The sequence below is a fragment of the Methanosphaera sp. genome, from assembly GCF_022768985.1.
Classification (GTDB): Archaea; Methanobacteriota; Methanobacteria; order Methanobacteriales; family Methanobacteriaceae; genus Methanosphaera.
The window spans coordinates 206,156-222,594 of sequence record NZ_JALEKL010000011.1; the positions used below are offsets into that span (position 1 = coordinate 206,156).

The window sequence follows — 16,439 nt, forward strand, 5'->3', positions numbered from 1 at the left end:
GTCTTTATGAGTTCAAAAATACATGTAAATAAACCTTTAACTTCAAGACTTATTATTGAATTACTTGATAGTAATCCTGATCTTGAAGAGATTGAATGTCCTCAGAGTTTGTATGAGAGAACCTCAGAAACTTATCTTGATGCTCTTAGTGAACTTGGTATTTCAATATCTACCATTGAACAGAGAGGACGTCCTCGTAAGTATGATGAGGATATTAAAGAGCAGATAAATTCCATGATTGATGATGGTTTTAATCCTAATGCTATTGCAAAGAGATTACATATTGATGTTAAAACTGTTTATTATCTTAAAGATAAAAAGCTTAAACAGGGTCCAAAATCTAAGTATTCTGATGAAACAAAAGCTGAGATAATTTCTCTTCGTGAGGATAATGTTTCAGTTAAGGAGATTTCAGCACTTCTTAATATTCCTGTTCGTACTATATATTATATCTTAAAGCATACAAAAAGTGATGGTGATTAGATGAATTTTAGTCAACTTCCTGTTACTTCAGCTTTTTGTGGACTTATTGCATTTGTTGTAACTTTTCTTGTTATGCCTACCTTAATTCGTAGACTTAAGAAGGCTAATATTGTAGGTCGTGACATTCATAAGTATTCAAAGCCTGAAGTTGCAGAGATGGGTGGTATTGGAATATTATTTGGTTTTGCTATTGCTATTATGGTTGGTGTTTATCTTAATCCTACCTGGCAAAGTCAGCTGACTATTACACTTATTGTAATTCTTCTTACTGGTGTTATTGGTATGGTTGATGATCTTATAATGCTTTCATCAAAAGAGAAGCTTATCTTGTTATGGATTGCAGGACTTCCTATTATGTGGGTTACTCCTCCTAATGTAGGATTACTTTATATGCTTCTTATTCCTGTGGCTGTATCTGTTGCATCTAATCTTACAAATATGCTTGCAGGTTTTAATGGTATTGAAACAGGTCTTGGTGTTATTGCACTTTCATCTCTTACTCTTTCATGTATTATTATGAATAAGTATGATGTTGCTATTATTTCATTTTCAATGCTTGGTGCTCTTGTTGCATTTTTATTTTATAATAAATATCCAGCAAATGTTTTTCCAGGTGATGTTGGAACTTTAATTATTGGTGCATCTATTGCAATTATTGCATTTATTGGTAGAGTTAAAATTATTGCATTTATTGTTCTTATTCCTAATATTATTGATGGTCTTCTTAAATTTAGAAGTGCTGGTGTTATGGAACGTCAAAACTTCAAACCTACGATCGTTAAAGAAGATGGTATGCTTGAAGCACCTAGTGGCAGTTTTAATTCTCTTATAAGATCTATTCTTAAAAAGCCTATGAAGGAAAAACAGGTAGTTCATATTATCTGGGCTATAGGTATTTTCTTTGGTCTTATTGGTATTTTAATTGCATACTTTAATAAGGGTTATATGATGTAGTATTTCCCATATTTTTACTTACTTTTTTTTTACTTTTTTTTATATCCAAATTATATTTCGTGTTGTTATTTTATAGTTTTTTGAGTATGCTGGTTCATAGAATGTATTTGATGTTTTATTAAATGTCTTTGTTATTGAGGCGCGTATGTAGTAGTTTATTCTTGATGATAGTATGTGTTTTTCTTCATTATTTAGTGTGTTTGTATGTGCATAGACTTGTATTTGGATTGTGTCTTGTTTTTTTATTTGTTGTATTTTTATTATTTCTACTTTATTTGATAATAGTAGTCTTTTATGGTTTTCATAGTAGTTGTTGTATGTGTCATTGTAGTATGTTGCATATGTGTTTTTATCTAATCCATTTTGTGCTCCATTTTGTGCTGCATGTTGTATTATGTTTTGTTCAATTTGTTCATCTACTATTTGTGTTGTCATTATCATACATATACATATTATACTAAGAATTAAGATGTATTCTATTGTTATTTGTCCCTTATTATTCATAATCTTTATCTAATTTTCATATGTTTTATTTATGATTTTTTTATTTATTTTTGTATTATGTGTATTTTATTATTATTTTTTATAAACACATATGTATTTGATGGTAGTAAAATATAATTTTCTTGATTTAATTGTATTTTATGAAGATATTGGGATGTTAGTTGATAGTGTTCATTTACAACTACCTCTGTTGAATTTATCTTTATAATATATGATTCATTATTAATTTTATCAGGAAGCTTATAGTGTGTTTTATATCCATTAGGCTGTATATTTAAGTCATTTAAAATTAAAGCAATATTATCAACAAGTAAGCGTGCATCTTTTCGTGTTTGTGTTTGACTTATAACATCCACATCTTCAACTACCAATCCAACAATAGATGACACAAAAAGTAAAAGTACTATTGTTGCTATTATAAATTCAATATTTAATGATCCAAGATTATCTAATTTAAACATAACATTTAATTTATATATTTTATAATAATAACTATTAAATATTACTTTTTTTAAAATTAATTATAGAAATAAATAAACATTGTATAATAAATTCAATTATTTATGTAAAAAAAATATTATACATAAATCTAATACAACGTTATGAAAAAGATAAATAAAGAAATTCTAATAAAATTCAGAAAAACAACAGATCCAAAAAAGCTTGATGAAATGCTATATAACTTTGAAAAAACAATGAATCAACTAAATTACAACTACTTTCTAAAAGAAAGTGAAAATCCATTCATATACCTAATTGAATATTCAAAACCAGAAGATCTGATAAAACAACTACAACAAAAAGAATATGAAGACCTTGAAATTGTAGATATGATGATTGTAAAATGCACAATAAACAACCTAAATCACATCATAGATGTAATACTTAAGAAAATAAGAAATAAACTACAATACACAGACACCTACAACCTAACATGTCATATGGACTCATACATTACATGTTATTCAAAAGATGAATTTGAAGAAATACTAAATGAAAATCTTAAAGATCTAATCTACATACAACAAAACTCAAACAATCCAACATGGAACATAAACATCTACATAATTGGTGAAATAAGTGCAATAAATATAACAAGGTCAAATAAAAATAGAAATAAATTTAATCAATACATGGTAAAAACATAGACAAATAGTTGAAAAGGGTGGTAAATGGAAGAATATTAAATAAATTCTACATTTCTTCCATTACTTCTTTAAGATTATCTTCAAGAGCAAGAATCTGTTCACGACTTGTAAGTTCTAAGTCAACATCAAGGATTTTAAGAATTCTTTCATCATCAAGACCATCAAATCCCATATCTGTAACATATCCTGTTAATTTTTCACGTAAATGTTCATCTTCAATTTCATCAGCACTAAGACCTAAGTATCTTGGAAGCTTACTTGATGATGGAAACATACTAACTCCACGAACCTTACTTCTAATACTTTGACGTCTTTCAATAATTGTCTGATAATCATCACTAAGATCAGGATCCATAAATGGAACTCCAACATCACTAAGAGCTATAACTTTTTCATCAGAAAATGATAATGGAGTATCAATAAGAGTTTGTGAACGTGATGCAATTGTTCCACCACTTCTTTTAACAACAGGACCTTCTCCAATATATAATCCTGCATTTATCATAGCACTTCTAACAGGACTTGCTGCTGTATATGTTAATATAAGTGCTGTTGGTGTAAGATAGTTTTTAAGTTTTGAGAAGAAATCAACAGAATATAACTCTGGTGACTTAGATGGACTGAAAGGATCTAGAAATACTGCATCATACTCTTTATCTTCACAATTTTTAAGATAGTCACGTGCATCACATACATGGATATTAATGTCAATATTTGGTGAAATACTACTTAAAACCTTATTAAATTGAAGATATCCATTTTCAATTAAGTAGTTTTCAATAACTTTTTTAACATAACCATGGGATTCACATATATTTGCTATAAAAAGACTTGAAGCAAGTGTTTCAATGGATGATTCTACCATGTCAATTTCAATTCTAACATCACTATCTTTAAGATAATCAAGAACTGCTGATGCATTATATCCAATACCACTACAGATATCTAGAATTTTTACAACTTCTACTTCTTCTGAAATTTCCCTTAGTTTTGATGGTATTGCAAATTTTTCAAATGCTTCTGTTCTTGCACCAAATATACTGTGTAGTGTTTCTGATTCACTTCCACGTTCACCTGATGATAAAGTATATGAGCCATCTTCTGTTTTTATGAAAAAGCCTGCCATTTCATCTGCATAGATTTCTCTTGCATCTTTATGACCTAATGATTCTAGTTCAAAGATTTCATGTATTGTTGTTTTGATACGATCCAAAATTTCAAGTTTTGAATCCTGCTGATCATCCACCATTAAATTTCACCCTTTCGTTATTATTTTAATTGTTGTCCTAAAGTATGTGTTTTTTTAAAGTTATCCATTGCTTTTTATAAATTAAAAAAAAATAAAACAAAACCCTTTTATTATTACTAATAATTATATATTCGTTTTATCTATTAATTAAGTTTTATTAATTTAATTAATTTAAGTAATTAAATAGTAAAATAAAAAAAGTTGTAATAAATGCACCTTAATTACTTAAATAATATAGATAAATGTTAATATTAACATTAAAAGAATATAATTAAAGGTGAAAATATGAACAAGAAAATCGCAGCAGTATTACTTATAATTGCAGCATTGCTCATAGTAGGAATACCACAGTATGAATCATACCAGAACAACCTATTATCTGAGCATTTCAATGAATCAATGAAAAATGCTAGTTCAACACAAGAAAAAATTACACAAACAATTACAGATTTTAATTCTAAAAATAATACAGATGCAGATACATTAATGTCAACAATTAATAATCAAATAACACCACAATATTCAGAAGAAGCTTTAAAACTTAATGAAAGTGCTATGAGTACAGATAATGATACTGAGAAAAAATATATTGACTTACAAATAAAAAGAGTTTCACTTGAATCACAATCATTAAACTTAACTGTAAATTCATTAAATGCTATAGCTCAATATGTACGTGGAGAAAAAAGTGGTCAAGATGCACAAGATACAATGAATAAAGTACAGCGAGATATGGCTAAAAATTCAGAAGATCTTAACAATGTATATAGTGATATTCAGAAATTACTAAAAGAAAATCCTGACCTTGATAAAAAATTACATGATCTTAACTTACAACCACAATTCTATGGTGAAGTTTCAAATCAACAAATAGCAAACAATACAGCTGCAAATACAACAGCAAATAGTACACAATAAAAAAATAGTTAAAAAAAATATTTAACCCCCACTTATTTACTTTTTTTTAATGGAAAATTATTATTAGATCTTTCTTTATTACATCCTTGTTGAAAATTTATTTTATAAATAGTAGTTTTAAAAAAAAAATATAGGATGTAAAAGGGGAGGGCGTGTATGGAAGGGAGGTTAGTTTTTATAGATGTTTTATCGTTTTCTTCCCTTTGGATGTGGAACTTGTTTTCTTTGATTGTTTGCATCTGTTCTGTTAATTTCATTTAATTTATCTTTCCAGTTACGTCTATTTATTGACTCTGAATTGAAACTAACTTTTTCATCAGATTCTTTTGCTTTTCTTATACGTGGTGTTTTATCATCTTTTGAAATTACTTTTATGTTATGATCATCAGATGTTGTCTTTTTAGTTGTGTGTGATTTAATTACAGCATCCTTATTAGGCTGTTGTGGTTGAATATCTACTTCTTCTTTTGATTCAACTTTTATCTGTTCTTTTGGTTCATCTACAATAATATCATTAATGTTATCATCGATTATAATTTCATCATCATGATCTATTGTAATTTCATCAGAATAGGAACTCATATCAGCTGTTGGTGGTTGATAGTTCATCATTGGCTGTTCATATTCATCTTCAACAGAAGGTGTTTGTGTAAATAAGTTCTCTTTTGGCTGTGTTTTTTTAACTTCTGCCTTTTTTGGATTAAATGTTCTAACAACAGCTTCCTTAAAGAGAGTAAATGAACTTTTAATTCCTTTTTTAGATTGTTTTTCTTCATATTCTGGCTGATAATCATCCTCATCCTCATCGTCATAATCATCATAGTCGTCTGATTTTTTATGTCTGAAGCCTGATAGGAAGTTTTCTTTAATTAGATCGTTACGCATCTCATTTTTATCTCTGATTTCATTGATTATTTCATCAATATCATTAAATGGATCTTTTGTATCTTTTATGTAACGATTAAGCCATGGGACTAGTGGATATTTCTTAATTTCATCAATTGGTATCCATTTATATTCATCATACTCATCTGATAGTATTAAATCTCCATTTAGTATGACAGATTCCATTATAACAGTAAGATATTTATTTCCATACTTTGTATAACTTGTAATTCCAACAATTTTTGCAGGATAAATATAACATCCTACCTGTTTTTGTACAGCAGATATTAATACTTCATCAAAGCTTTCATCTTCTGTTAATGTTGCTCCTGGAAGATCCCATCTTTTTTTTCTATCTGAACGATTTTCCTTAAGAAGCAGTACTTTTCCTACTTCATTACTTATAATTGTTTTAACATGCATGTTAAATGTTGACATTTCCTAAAACATCCCTAAAATTGTCAATTATCTCCCCAATAATTTATGGGAGTAATTATATTAATTCAACCCTTTTTTCATAGAATATTCATATCTAAAAATAAAATGAATATTCATCTATCTATAAAATTAAAAAGTTAACTTTTTATTAGTAATATATATTTTATTTTTACTTTATATTATTTTTTTAGTAATATCAAACTAATTTATGTAACAATTTAATTATAACACTTAAATTACCTAATTTATTTCATCCTAAATAACTTGAAATTCCAGGCAAGATACGCTCAAGAACTGCAACTATTATACTAATTCCAAGACTTCCCATCTGATAGAAGTAAAATAGTGTTCCAACTGTTGCAATATATCCAAGTGTCATGATATATGTATCATTTTCCAGATTTCCTACAACAAGCAGTAGTATTGCAAGTGATGGGAAGAAGTCTGTAAATGGTATTGGAAGAGGTAAGAACAATAGAAATGAAAGCAATATTGTTATTGCAAGGTTAAATTTATTTAAGTATTTAAAATCTATACGTCCTCTTGGTTTTACTACCTTTTCAACATATCCTAATGCTTTAATTAGTATGTCAAATAGTTTTTCAACAGTTGAATGTTCAATTTCATATTTTGCAATAAAATTAGGTAAGTATATTTTTCTTGAAAATATCTCAGATAATGCAATAATAATTATAAGTATACCAAATGGTGTACTACTTCCTGGTATTGATGCTGGAAGAAGAAATGGTGCAATTAGAATAATTATTACAAGTTCACGTGCATTATAGAATTCTACAAGTTCACCAAGTGTCATTTTACCTTCGGGTATGTTGTTTCTTAGTCTTTTTATTGTATCTGAAGTTTTTTCATGAACATTTATATCAGTATTTTGAAGTTCATTTACATTTTCTTCCATTATTTGATTTCTCCATGAAAATTTCCATGTAAACTTTTATTTTTATAAAAAAGATTACTATTATTTTTTTTTAATATTGTTATAATCTTTATTTAATTATATTTATAAATTCTAAATAAATTTGATAATATGAATCTAAAATTAGTATTTAATAATAAAAAGGGGGTTATGGAGTGTTGAAACTAGCTTATATGTAGTTTCCTCTGTTTTGTAATCTTTCTTCTTCTTTAAGTTCGTTGATGTCAATACCTGGCATTGCTTCTCCAAGATCTGTTGATACTTCAGCAATAAGGTCTGCATCATCGTAGTGTGCTGTTGCTTCTACTACTGCATTTGCTACAAGTTCTGGGTTTTCTGATTTGAAGATACCTGATCCTACAAATACTCCGTCTGCTCCAAGTTGCATCATTAATGCTGCATCTGCTGGTGTTGCTATTCCTCCTGCTGAGAAGTTTACAACTGGAATTCTTCCTTCTTGTGCTGTTAATTTTACAAGTTCTCTTGGTGCGTTGATTTCACGTGCTACTTGCCAGAGTTCTTCTTCTGATTTGTTTTGGATTTCACGGATTGCACCTTGAATTGCTCTCATGTGTCTTACAGCTTCTACAACGTTTCCTGTACCTGCTTCACCTTTGGTTCTGATCATTGCTGCTCCTTCATCAATACGTCTTAGAGCTTCTCCAAGGTCTCTTGCACCACATACAAATGGTATTGTGAATTGTTCTTTGTCAATGTGGAAGTCTTCATCTGCTTGTGTTAATACTTCACTTTCATCGATCATATCTACACCTAATGATTGAAGTACTTGTGCTTCTACAAAGTGTCCAATTCTTACTTTTGCCATTACAGGTATGTCTACTGCATCGAGGATTTCTTGTACTTTTGATGGGTCAGCCATTCTTGCTACTCCACCTGCTTTTCTTATGTCTGATGGTACTCTTTCAAGAGCCATTACAGATACAGCACCTGCATCTTCAGCTATTGCAGCTTGTTCTGCATTAACTACATCCATAATTACTCCACCTTTTGTCATTTTAGCAAATCCTTCTTTTAATACTTTTGTTCCATGTAACATGTTTTCATATGCCTCCAAATAGTTTATTTTTTATGTTTAATTTTTTGTAAGTTTATATAAAAATTATTATTTTTTTTTAATTAAATTATGCTAAATTTAATCTATAATATAACTTTGTTATTTTTATAACTTAATAGTTTTCAATTATTTCCTTAATATTTTCAGGATCAATATATTCAATTGCACTTGTTGCTCCTGACTTTGTTGTTGATTTTGCTGCAATATAACTTCCAATTATACCACTATCATGTAAGTTGTATCCTGAAAGAAGTCCATAGAGGAATCCTGCATTGTATGCATCTCCTGCACCTGTTGTATCTATTGCATCAACATTAAATATTCCGATGTTATATTCCTCATCACCTTTTTTAATGAATGATCCATCAGTTGATCTTTTAACAACAAGAATTTCAACTTCTGATGATATTGCATCTACTGCACTATCTAGTGTGTCTTTTTGTGTTAACATCTTGAGTTCTGTTTCATTAATAAGTAGAATATCTGTATATTTTAGGAATTTATTAATAAATTCTGAACCTCTTTGAATGTAGAGCATTCCAGGATCAAATGATACTTTAACATCACTATCTAAGTTTTTAAGAACTTCAAGTTGTGTATCTATTGATGCTGAATTATTAAGTCCTACAAATGATGTTAAATGAATTATCTTTGTATCTAAGTATTCAGGTTTTATTTCATCATATGTTATGTCATCATTAACTTTTGGTGTTACATATAATTTACGATCACCATTTGCATCTACAAATCCCATTACTTCTCCTGTTTCACCATTTGGTGTTAATATTGTATGGTTTGTATCTACATTATTTTCTTTTAGATATTCACACATCATATCTGCATATGAATCACTGCCAACTTTTCCTATATGTCCACATTTAAGTCCTAACTTTGCAATTGATACGATTGTATTTGCAGCAGATCCACCACATACTTTTGTTTCATAATTTATAAATGTTTCACCATCAACTGGTGCAAAATCATCAACATGACATAGTCTATCTACATTTAATGCTCCAAATCCTATTATGTCAAAATTCAATTAAATAAACCTCCCCTTTACTGAAATTAAGTTATTATATTAAGAAAAAAAAGAGTAAAATTTAAAAAAATAGAGTATTTCATCTATTCTTCAACTTCTTCTTTAAGATAGAATTTATATTTTCCTAGATTTCCACCATAGTTACCAGCTGATATTTTAACAATTCCTTCTACACCATCAAGTGCTCCAATTGCCTGTTTTAATGATTCTTTTGCTGATTTTTCATCTAGTGCATTTATTACTATTTCTGGTATGTATTCTATTCCATCTTCAACTTTGGATTCATCTCCAAGTTTTTCTTTAAGTGATGGACAGTATGGATGATTTGTTGTAGGACCAATTTCAGGATAGTTTGTTTCTACTTTTGATCCTGCAGAACAGATATCAAATGGTGCACATACCCCATCTACTTCCATTAATGCATCAAGAGCTTTATATCCTCCCTCTAGTACTGCTTCTTTTGAGTTACAACAATACCAGAAGTTTACTCCCATAATTCCTTTCATACATCCAATTTTCTGTTCAATATAGAAGTCTGGTACACAGATTGGTACACGTATCATGGTTCTGTCATAGATTTCTTCTGTCCATTCATATCCATCTCCACAGTGACCTACATGTTCTGTTGTATCAATGTAGTCAAATGGGTCAATTGATGCATCAAATACTTTTATAAATGGTTTTACAAGTATGTCCTGTCTTATTCTGAATGATAATTCTTTATCAAATTTATCAAGATTTGTTGTGTTATACCAGAATTGAACTAGTACTCCCGGTCTGTTATCTGGTGTTTCATCAGGTGTGAGGAATTTTTCTACTCCAGATTCTGTTCTTCCAATTACTGTTCCTGGTGTTGCTGTTGCATCTGCTGCAATTTTATCTACTGTTTTTTGGTCTTCTGCTGTTATTATTAATCTTACACATACACCTGTGAATGCTTCTGCATATGTATCTTCTATTTCAAAATTCATAATATTAATCCTCCAATTTTAAATTCTCTTTTTTTTATCTATCCTAAGTTTGAAATTTTACTTCCACGTACTTTATTTCGTGTTATTTTACTTTTATCTACTAGTTGTTGTGTGTTTTCATCTGTTATGAAATCTATTGATGGCATAGAAAGTAGTAGTTGTTGTGATATGTATTTATCTGATGAATTTTCAACAACAGCACTTAGTGGATCTTCATGGTATGTGTTGATAAATTCATATACTTTATCTTTTCCACCATCATTAAATATTTCAGCAATAAGTGCAAGTATTAAGTTATTATCTGATGCAATTGCCACATCTGCTGCTTTTATTGAATGAATATTTCCATTAAATGAAATACCAAGACCACCATTTTGGTGTGCAAATTCAAGTGCTTCTTTATCTGTAATACTGTCTCCTGAATACATTAGATTTTCAGGATCATAATTATTTTTATCTATAATATCAACTATTGCATCTCTTTTTCCAACTCCACCAACAGGAACAGTTGAATCCATTAGTGGTGCTATGTCCATCTTTGAGATAACATTACAAAATAGATGGTTGATATTTTCAAAACTTGAATCAAATAGTATGTTTTGTGCAATATCAATTAATTTATCTTGTTCTTCATCTGATAGTTCATATGCATCAAGATTTAGTTGTGTTGAGTATGTATTTTCATAGGTGAAATCCATCTTATCACATAATGCTTTGATGTACTGGTTATAACTTGTACTTACAATGTATGATGGCATAATTTCTTGTATGCGTTTCATCATATATTTTGCACCATCTATCATGTAGATGTGATCTTCTGAAAATTCTATAAGATCTTTTTCTGATAATCCTACAGCCTTAAAAAATGGTAGTATCATCTTAAGTGTACTTCCTGCAAGGTAGTTTGGAGTATTTTTTTCAACAAGTATATCATCATAATTACTTAATATAGAGAAAAATTCACCACCTTGTGGAATGAAAAAGTCTGCAATTTCATAGGCATTATCATTAACAGATAATGGGCCTTCACAGTCAGTTACATAAAATCTGTCCATTTACTTAGAACTCCTTTTATAAAAAATAATCTAATATCTGAAAAGTTTTTAATTTTATATTTTTTTTTTAAAAAAAACTTTTTTTATTATTATATACTTATCTATATGAAAAGATAAATATTAATTTATAATATATTATTTTTAATTTTATTTTTAAAAATATGAAAAAACATAGAAGATGGGATTTAAACATGAAAGTAGTTGATAAAGTTATAAAAGCATTGTTAATTATAATTCTTATTTTGGCTATTATTTGTGTATGTTATCTTGTTATTAATCCTAATCAGGGTGAAGGTTACACTGAATTCTATATTCTTGATCATAACAATAATACTACAGATTATCCTGTAAATATTTCCCAGGGAAATATTGAAAAGATAAATATTGGACTTAAAAATAAGGAAAATGTTATGATGAACTATTCAGTTGTAATTAAGAAGGATAATATTACTCTTGCTAAGTATAATAAGACGTTGCAAAACGATCAAGAAGAAATTACTGCTTATTATATTACATCAACATCACATATTGGTGATGATCAACAATTAGATATTGAACTTTATAAGGGTAATAATTCAAATATTTATCGAAGTTTAAAACTTAGATATAATGTCATTTAATGTAGAAACTTTATTTATAATATGAAAATATTAAATAAATAAAATAAGCTATAAGCCTAACATGAAATTCTAAAAATAATCATTTAATTCCATTAAATTTAAAATAAAGGGCTATAAGTTTAATATTAACTTAAAAAAGAACAGAGAAAAACTAATGAGAGGCTAAAAATGAACGATATAAAATGTGTTATCACAGGAGGAGCAGGATTTATAGGCTCACACATTGCACAAACACTAATAGAAAATGGAGTAGGTCAAGTTACAATCCTAGATAATATGACTAAGGGAAAAATTGAAAATCTTAAAGAACTTGACCATGACAAAATCAACATGGTATGTGCTGATATTACAGATGCTGATCTTAACTTAATATTTGAAGATCATGACTATGTATTCCATGAAGCAGCACTAACAAGTGTACCAGAAAGTATTCAGAAGCCTACAGAGGTAAATAAGATAAATATTGATGGAACATTCAGAGTACTTAAAGCTGCATGTGAATGTAATATTAAAAAGGTTATATCTGCATCATCTGCTGCTGTATATGGAGAAACTGAAACTCTTCCAAATCATGAAGAGCTTCCACTAAGACCACTTTCACCATATGCTGTTTCAAAGGCAATGCTTGAATTATATTCATATACATTTACAAATACATACAATCTTCCAACAGCAACACTAAGATATTTCAATGTATTTGGTCCAAGACAAGATATTAGCTCACCATATAGTGGTGTTATACCAAAATTTATATCTGCACTTCTAAAGGGTGAACGTCCTGTAATATTTGGTGATGGAGAACAAACACGTGATTTTATTTATGTTAAAAATATTGCACAGGCAAACTATGAGGTTATGAAGTCAGATGCAACAGGTGTCTATAATATTGCTCATGGTAAGAAAACATCAATAAATGAACTTCTTGAATATATCTGTGAAATTATGGGATATGACTTTAATCCACAATATATGCCAAAACAGGATGGTGACATTAAACATTCTGTTGCAGATATTACAAAAGCTGAGGAGAATTTCGGATTTAAAAGTGAACATGACTTTAAATGTGAACTTAAAGAGACAATAGACTATTATGTTAAAATTATGGAAGTAGATGAATAGAACTCTTTTATTTCCATTATTTTTTACACTATTTTTTTAAATATTTTTTCTAGTTATATTATGGAAATATGAAAAAGGAAATTTAATACTATTTTTTTATTAAAAATATGAGGAGTGTGAATTATTAACTATGATTGAAAAAGTAAAGCTTTTCTTTAAAACAAAGGAATATCGTAAAATTCTTGAAAATATTGTATCATTAACAGGTCTTCAATTTGCAAGTTATATATTACCTCTTCTTACACTTCCATATCTTACAATGGTACTTGGACCTGATAAGTTTGGTCTTACTCAGTATGCTATTGCATTAATTACATATTTCCAGATTATTACAGATTATGGATTTAATTTATCTGCAACTCGTGAAGCTGCAATTTATCGTGAAGATGAGGCGAAGAAATCAGAGATATTTTCATCGGTTATGTCAATTAAGTTGCTGCTTTGTATTTTAACATTTATTATATTGATGTTAATTGTAGTGTTTATTCCAAAATTTAATGCTGATTTAATGGTGTATATTCTTACATTTGGTATGGTTATTGGATATATGCTATTTCCTACCTGGTTTTTCCAGGCAATGGAGTATATGAAATATACAAGTATCTTAAATATTATTGGAAAAGTCATATATACAGTTGCAATCTTCCTTTTCATACACAACCAAGGAGATTACTTGCTTGTTCCAATAATAAATTCTATTGGACTAATTGTTGTAGGTATTGCAGGATTTTATATTGCAGTGAGAAAATTCAATATAAAACTAAAAATTCCATCTGTTAAATCAATCATATATCACCTTAAAGAGGGTTGGTATGTATTTATTTCAACAGTTGCAATTAACATGTATACAACAACAAACACATTTCTGCTTGGTTTACTTACAAACAATACACTTGTAGGATACTATTCAATTGCCGAAAAAATAGTACTTGCAGCAAATGGACTGCTAAATCCTATATCACAGGCATTATATCCATTTGTAAGTCGTAAAACACAAGATGAGGAAGATGAAGTTAACATCAACTTTATACGAAACCTAACAAAGCTAATGGCAATAATAGGACTCATACTTTCTGCTGGAATATTCATATTTGCAAAGCCAATAATTCTAATAATATTTGGAAATGCTTATGCAAATTCAGTAATACTACTTGAAATACTATCTGCTCTTCCATTTGTTGTGGCACTTAGTACAGTATTTGGTGTTCAAACCATGCTTACACACAACTATAAAAAGGCATTTAGTTCAATAACACTTCTTGGAGGAATACTAAACATAGTTCTTGCTATTATATTAATAACATTCATACAACAACTTGGTGTTGCAATAAGCTTTGTTGTAACTGAAACATTCATTACAGTTGCAATGTTTATATTCCTACAAACACATGGAATTAAGATAATATCAAAAAATGAAAAATTAAATTAAATAGAAAAAAATAATGAGATGTGATTAAATTGAATGCTATAAGACGCGTAGTTAAAAATATAGGTTCACTATTTCTATCACGTATGATAGGATATGTTCTTGCATTTGTCTACACCCTATATTCAGCACGTTACCTTGGAACTGCAGATTTTGGATTAATTTCATTTGCAACAGCAATAACAGGATTATTTTCAATATTTACAGATCTTGGTCTTTCAACACTCACAATACGTGAAGTTGCACGTGATAAGTCGCAAACTGCAAAGTATATGGGAAATCATGGATCTATAAAGTTGATACTTTCAATACTTACAATGCTAATGCTTGTAGTTTATGTTAACTTTGGATTTAATGAAATAACCAAGTATGTTGTATATATTATTGGACTTTCTGTAATAACAGATGCATTTGGTGGAACATTTACATCAATATTTGGTGCATATGAACAGATGGAATATCAATCCCTTGCTGAGATAATAAATTCAGTTGTAATGTGTATTGGAGTTCTTATCTGTGTATTTACAAATCAAGGCGTTATTGGAGTTGCAATGGTATATCTTATTTCAAGTGCTGTTGTATTAGTTTATAACTTCATATTATGTTCTAGAAACTATGGAGTTATACACTTCCAATTTGACTTTAAATTCTGGAAATACCTCATAAAAACAGCATTTCCACTTGCAATAACAAGTATATTTGCACTTATTTCATTTAAGATGAATACAATAATGCTTAATTATCTTACAACAAGCTCTGTTGTAGGTGAATATACAGCAGCATTTAATCTTATGCAAGCTTTAATATTTATTCCAACAGTATATTCAACGGCAATACTTCCATTGTTTTCAAAGTTATTTATTGACAGACAAGACATGCTTGCATATTCATATAAAAAGTCACTTAAGTATTTATCACTTCTAAGTATTCCAATTGCTATGGGAACAACACTACTTGCTGATAAAATTGTACTTTTCATGTATGGTGCAAGTTATGCTAATACAATACCAATTCTTAGACTTATCATATGGGCACTTCCTGCCATATTTTTAAGTTATGTTCTAGGTACAAGTATTACATCAATTAATAAACAGCATGAAACACTAAGAGCTACATTTTTATGTCTTATTCTTAGTTTAGTTGGAAATTACATATTTATCAACCTATTTTCAGGTGAAGGTGCAGCATTTGTTACAATACTAAATGAGGTAAGTATGGTTATATTCTACATCTATATCATGCATAAGTATGGATATAGTGTACCTGTTAAAACAGTTCTTATTAAGCCATTTGTTGCAAGTGTTGTAATGGCAATTGTAATATCAATACTTAACTTAGAATTATTTAGCAGCATATTCATAGGAGCTACAGTATATACAATCATGATACTGCTTCTTAAAACAATAGATGAAGATGACATAAAAATAGTTGGTCAGATATTACCTGAAAGAATTGTTAAATATCTTGAAAAAATAGTTTAAAAAAAAATGAGTATTTAAAAAAAAGATTATTTTTTAGATAAAATATCTTTTTAGATAAGTTAAATTTTACTATAATACATCTATACTTAAGTAGTTTAGATTTAATTTAAATTAAAAGCAAACCACTACTTTACTTC

Annotated in this window: 17 protein-coding genes; 8 read left to right on the forward strand and 9 right to left on the reverse strand. The window is 28.7% G+C overall.

Going from position 1 to position 16,439, the window contains the following annotated elements:
* Nucleotides 1-6 precede the first annotated feature (6 nt).
* Nucleotides 7-483 carry a helix-turn-helix domain-containing protein gene (locus MRZ80_RS06285; RefSeq protein ID WP_292537412.1) on the forward strand — a complete coding sequence of 159 codons (477 nt, stop codon included), beginning with the start codon at nt 7-9 and terminating at the stop codon, nt 481-483.
* Nucleotides 484-1,437, forward strand: a complete 954-nt coding sequence (locus tag MRZ80_RS06290; RefSeq protein ID WP_292537415.1) for a glycosyltransferase 4 family protein — start codon at nt 484-486, stop codon at nt 1,435-1,437.
* A 39-nt stretch (nt 1,438-1,476) separates the two neighbouring features.
* Here MRZ80_RS06290 and MRZ80_RS06295 read toward each other — a convergent pair whose 3' ends face one another.
* Both MRZ80_RS06295 and MRZ80_RS06300 read right to left on the reverse strand, forming a co-directional pair.
* A complete protein-coding gene (locus MRZ80_RS06295; RefSeq protein ID WP_292537418.1) occupies nt 1,477-1,941 on the reverse strand; it encodes a hypothetical protein in 465 nt (154 codons plus the stop codon).
* 44 nt (nt 1,942-1,985) lie between these two features.
* Nucleotides 1,986-2,402, reverse strand: coding sequence for a hypothetical protein (locus tag MRZ80_RS06300; protein ID WP_292537421.1), 417 nt, complete (start codon nt 2,400-2,402; stop codon nt 1,986-1,988).
* 141 nt (nt 2,403-2,543) lie between these two features.
* Between MRZ80_RS06300 and MRZ80_RS06305 the strand changes: the two genes are divergently transcribed.
* The gene (locus tag MRZ80_RS06305; protein WP_292537422.1) at nt 2,544-3,089 is read left to right on the forward strand and encodes a hypothetical protein; all 546 of its coding nucleotides are present in this window, start codon (nt 2,544-2,546) and stop codon (nt 3,087-3,089) included.
* A 46-nt stretch (nt 3,090-3,135) separates the two neighbouring features.
* Here the strand turns inward: MRZ80_RS06305 and MRZ80_RS06310 are convergent, their stop codons facing one another.
* Nucleotides 3,136-4,338, reverse strand: a complete 1,203-nt coding sequence (locus MRZ80_RS06310) for an MnmC family methyltransferase (protein ID WP_292537425.1) — start codon at nt 4,336-4,338, stop codon at nt 3,136-3,138.
* Between the two features lie 285 nt (nt 4,339-4,623).
* On the opposite strand from MRZ80_RS06310, the gene MRZ80_RS06315 reads away from it, so the two are divergent.
* On the forward strand, nt 4,624-5,256 hold the full coding sequence (locus MRZ80_RS06315; RefSeq protein ID WP_292537428.1) for a hypothetical protein: 633 nt from the start codon (nt 4,624-4,626) through the stop codon (nt 5,254-5,256).
* Nucleotides 5,257-5,442: 186 nt separating this feature from the next.
* Here the strand turns inward: MRZ80_RS06315 and MRZ80_RS06320 are convergent, their stop codons facing one another.
* The 6 genes from MRZ80_RS06320 to MRZ80_RS06345 all read right to left on the reverse strand — a co-directional run bounded on the left by MRZ80_RS06320 (nt 5,443) and on the right by MRZ80_RS06345 (nt 11,656).
* Nucleotides 5,443-6,579, reverse strand: coding sequence for an NUDIX domain-containing protein (locus MRZ80_RS06320; RefSeq protein WP_292537431.1), 1,137 nt, complete (start codon nt 6,577-6,579; stop codon nt 5,443-5,445).
* A 250-nt stretch (nt 6,580-6,829) separates the two neighbouring features.
* Nucleotides 6,830-7,495, reverse strand: coding sequence for an exopolysaccharide biosynthesis protein (locus tag MRZ80_RS06325; RefSeq protein WP_292537434.1), 666 nt, complete (start codon nt 7,493-7,495; stop codon nt 6,830-6,832).
* A gap of 187 nt (nt 7,496-7,682) precedes the next feature.
* On the reverse strand, nt 7,683-8,570 hold the full coding sequence (gene pdxS / locus MRZ80_RS06330) for a pyridoxal 5'-phosphate synthase lyase subunit PdxS (RefSeq protein ID WP_292537437.1): 888 nt from the start codon (nt 8,568-8,570) through the stop codon (nt 7,683-7,685).
* Between the two features lie 130 nt (nt 8,571-8,700).
* On the reverse strand, nt 8,701-9,630 hold the full coding sequence (locus tag MRZ80_RS06335) for a carbohydrate kinase family protein (protein WP_292537440.1): 930 nt from the start codon (nt 9,628-9,630) through the stop codon (nt 8,701-8,703).
* Between the two features lie 83 nt (nt 9,631-9,713).
* A complete protein-coding gene (locus tag MRZ80_RS06340; protein WP_292537443.1) occupies nt 9,714-10,601 on the reverse strand; it encodes a formylmethanofuran--tetrahydromethanopterin N-formyltransferase in 888 nt (295 codons plus the stop codon).
* Between the two features lie 38 nt (nt 10,602-10,639).
* The gene (locus MRZ80_RS06345; protein ID WP_292537446.1) at nt 10,640-11,656 is read right to left on the reverse strand and encodes a hypothetical protein; all 1,017 of its coding nucleotides are present in this window, start codon (nt 11,654-11,656) and stop codon (nt 10,640-10,642) included.
* Nucleotides 11,657-11,817: 161 nt separating this feature from the next.
* Here MRZ80_RS06345 and MRZ80_RS06350 point away from each other — a divergent pair, with 161 nt between their 5' ends.
* From MRZ80_RS06350 to MRZ80_RS06365, 4 genes are all read left to right on the forward strand, one after another.
* Entirely contained in the window at nt 11,818-12,276 is a 459-nt protein-coding gene (locus MRZ80_RS06350) for a DUF1616 domain-containing protein (RefSeq protein ID WP_292537451.1), read from the forward strand.
* Nucleotides 12,277-12,444: 168 nt separating this feature from the next.
* Complete coding sequence (locus tag MRZ80_RS06355; protein WP_292537456.1) at nt 12,445-13,395, forward strand: NAD-dependent epimerase/dehydratase family protein; 951 nt, start codon at nt 12,445-12,447, stop codon at nt 13,393-13,395.
* Between the two features lie 130 nt (nt 13,396-13,525).
* Complete coding sequence (locus MRZ80_RS06360) at nt 13,526-14,824, forward strand: flippase (RefSeq protein WP_292537459.1); 1,299 nt, start codon at nt 13,526-13,528, stop codon at nt 14,822-14,824.
* A 29-nt stretch (nt 14,825-14,853) separates the two neighbouring features.
* Nucleotides 14,854-16,302, forward strand: a complete 1,449-nt coding sequence (locus MRZ80_RS06365) for a flippase (RefSeq protein WP_292537462.1) — start codon at nt 14,854-14,856, stop codon at nt 16,300-16,302.
* The last annotated feature ends 137 nt before the right edge of the window (nt 16,303-16,439 follow it).

What these genes read in the sequence shown, in the direction of transcription:
- MRZ80_RS06350 (WP_292537451.1), top strand. Translation starts at nt 11,818, where the DNA reads ATGAAAAAACATAGAAGATGGGATTTAAACATGAAAGTAGTTGATAAA.
- MRZ80_RS06315 (WP_292537428.1), top strand. Translation starts at nt 4,624, where the DNA reads ATGAACAAGAAAATCGCAGCAGTATTACTTATAATTGCAGCATTGCTC.
- MRZ80_RS06320 (WP_292537431.1), bottom strand. Translation starts at nt 6,579, where the DNA reads ATGTCAACATTTAACATGCATGTTAAAACAATTATAAGTAATGAAGTA.
- MRZ80_RS06355 (WP_292537456.1), top strand. Translation starts at nt 12,445, where the DNA reads ATGAACGATATAAAATGTGTTATCACAGGAGGAGCAGGATTTATAGGC.
- MRZ80_RS06345 (WP_292537446.1), bottom strand. Translation starts at nt 11,656, where the DNA reads ATGGACAGATTTTATGTAACTGACTGTGAAGGCCCATTATCTGTTAAT.
- MRZ80_RS06310 (WP_292537425.1), bottom strand. Translation starts at nt 4,338, where the DNA reads ATGGTGGATGATCAGCAGGATTCAAAACTTGAAATTTTGGATCGTATC.
- MRZ80_RS06300 (WP_292537421.1), bottom strand. Translation starts at nt 2,402, where the DNA reads ATGTTTAAATTAGATAATCTTGGATCATTAAATATTGAATTTATAATA.
- MRZ80_RS06360 (WP_292537459.1), top strand. Translation starts at nt 13,526, where the DNA reads ATGATTGAAAAAGTAAAGCTTTTCTTTAAAACAAAGGAATATCGTAAA.
- MRZ80_RS06305 (WP_292537422.1), top strand. Translation starts at nt 2,544, where the DNA reads ATGAAAAAGATAAATAAAGAAATTCTAATAAAATTCAGAAAAACAACA.
- MRZ80_RS06325 (WP_292537434.1), bottom strand. Translation starts at nt 7,495, where the DNA reads ATGGAAGAAAATGTAAATGAACTTCAAAATACTGATATAAATGTTCAT.
- MRZ80_RS06340 (WP_292537443.1), bottom strand. Translation starts at nt 10,601, where the DNA reads ATGAATTTTGAAATAGAAGATACATATGCAGAAGCATTCACAGGTGTA.
- pdxS (WP_292537437.1), bottom strand. Translation starts at nt 8,570, where the DNA reads ATGTTACATGGAACAAAAGTATTAAAAGAAGGATTTGCTAAAATGACA.
- MRZ80_RS06285 (WP_292537412.1), top strand. Translation starts at nt 7, where the DNA reads ATGAGTTCAAAAATACATGTAAATAAACCTTTAACTTCAAGACTTATT.
- MRZ80_RS06295 (WP_292537418.1), bottom strand. Translation starts at nt 1,941, where the DNA reads ATGAATAATAAGGGACAAATAACAATAGAATACATCTTAATTCTTAGT.
- MRZ80_RS06290 (WP_292537415.1), top strand. Translation starts at nt 484, where the DNA reads ATGAATTTTAGTCAACTTCCTGTTACTTCAGCTTTTTGTGGACTTATT.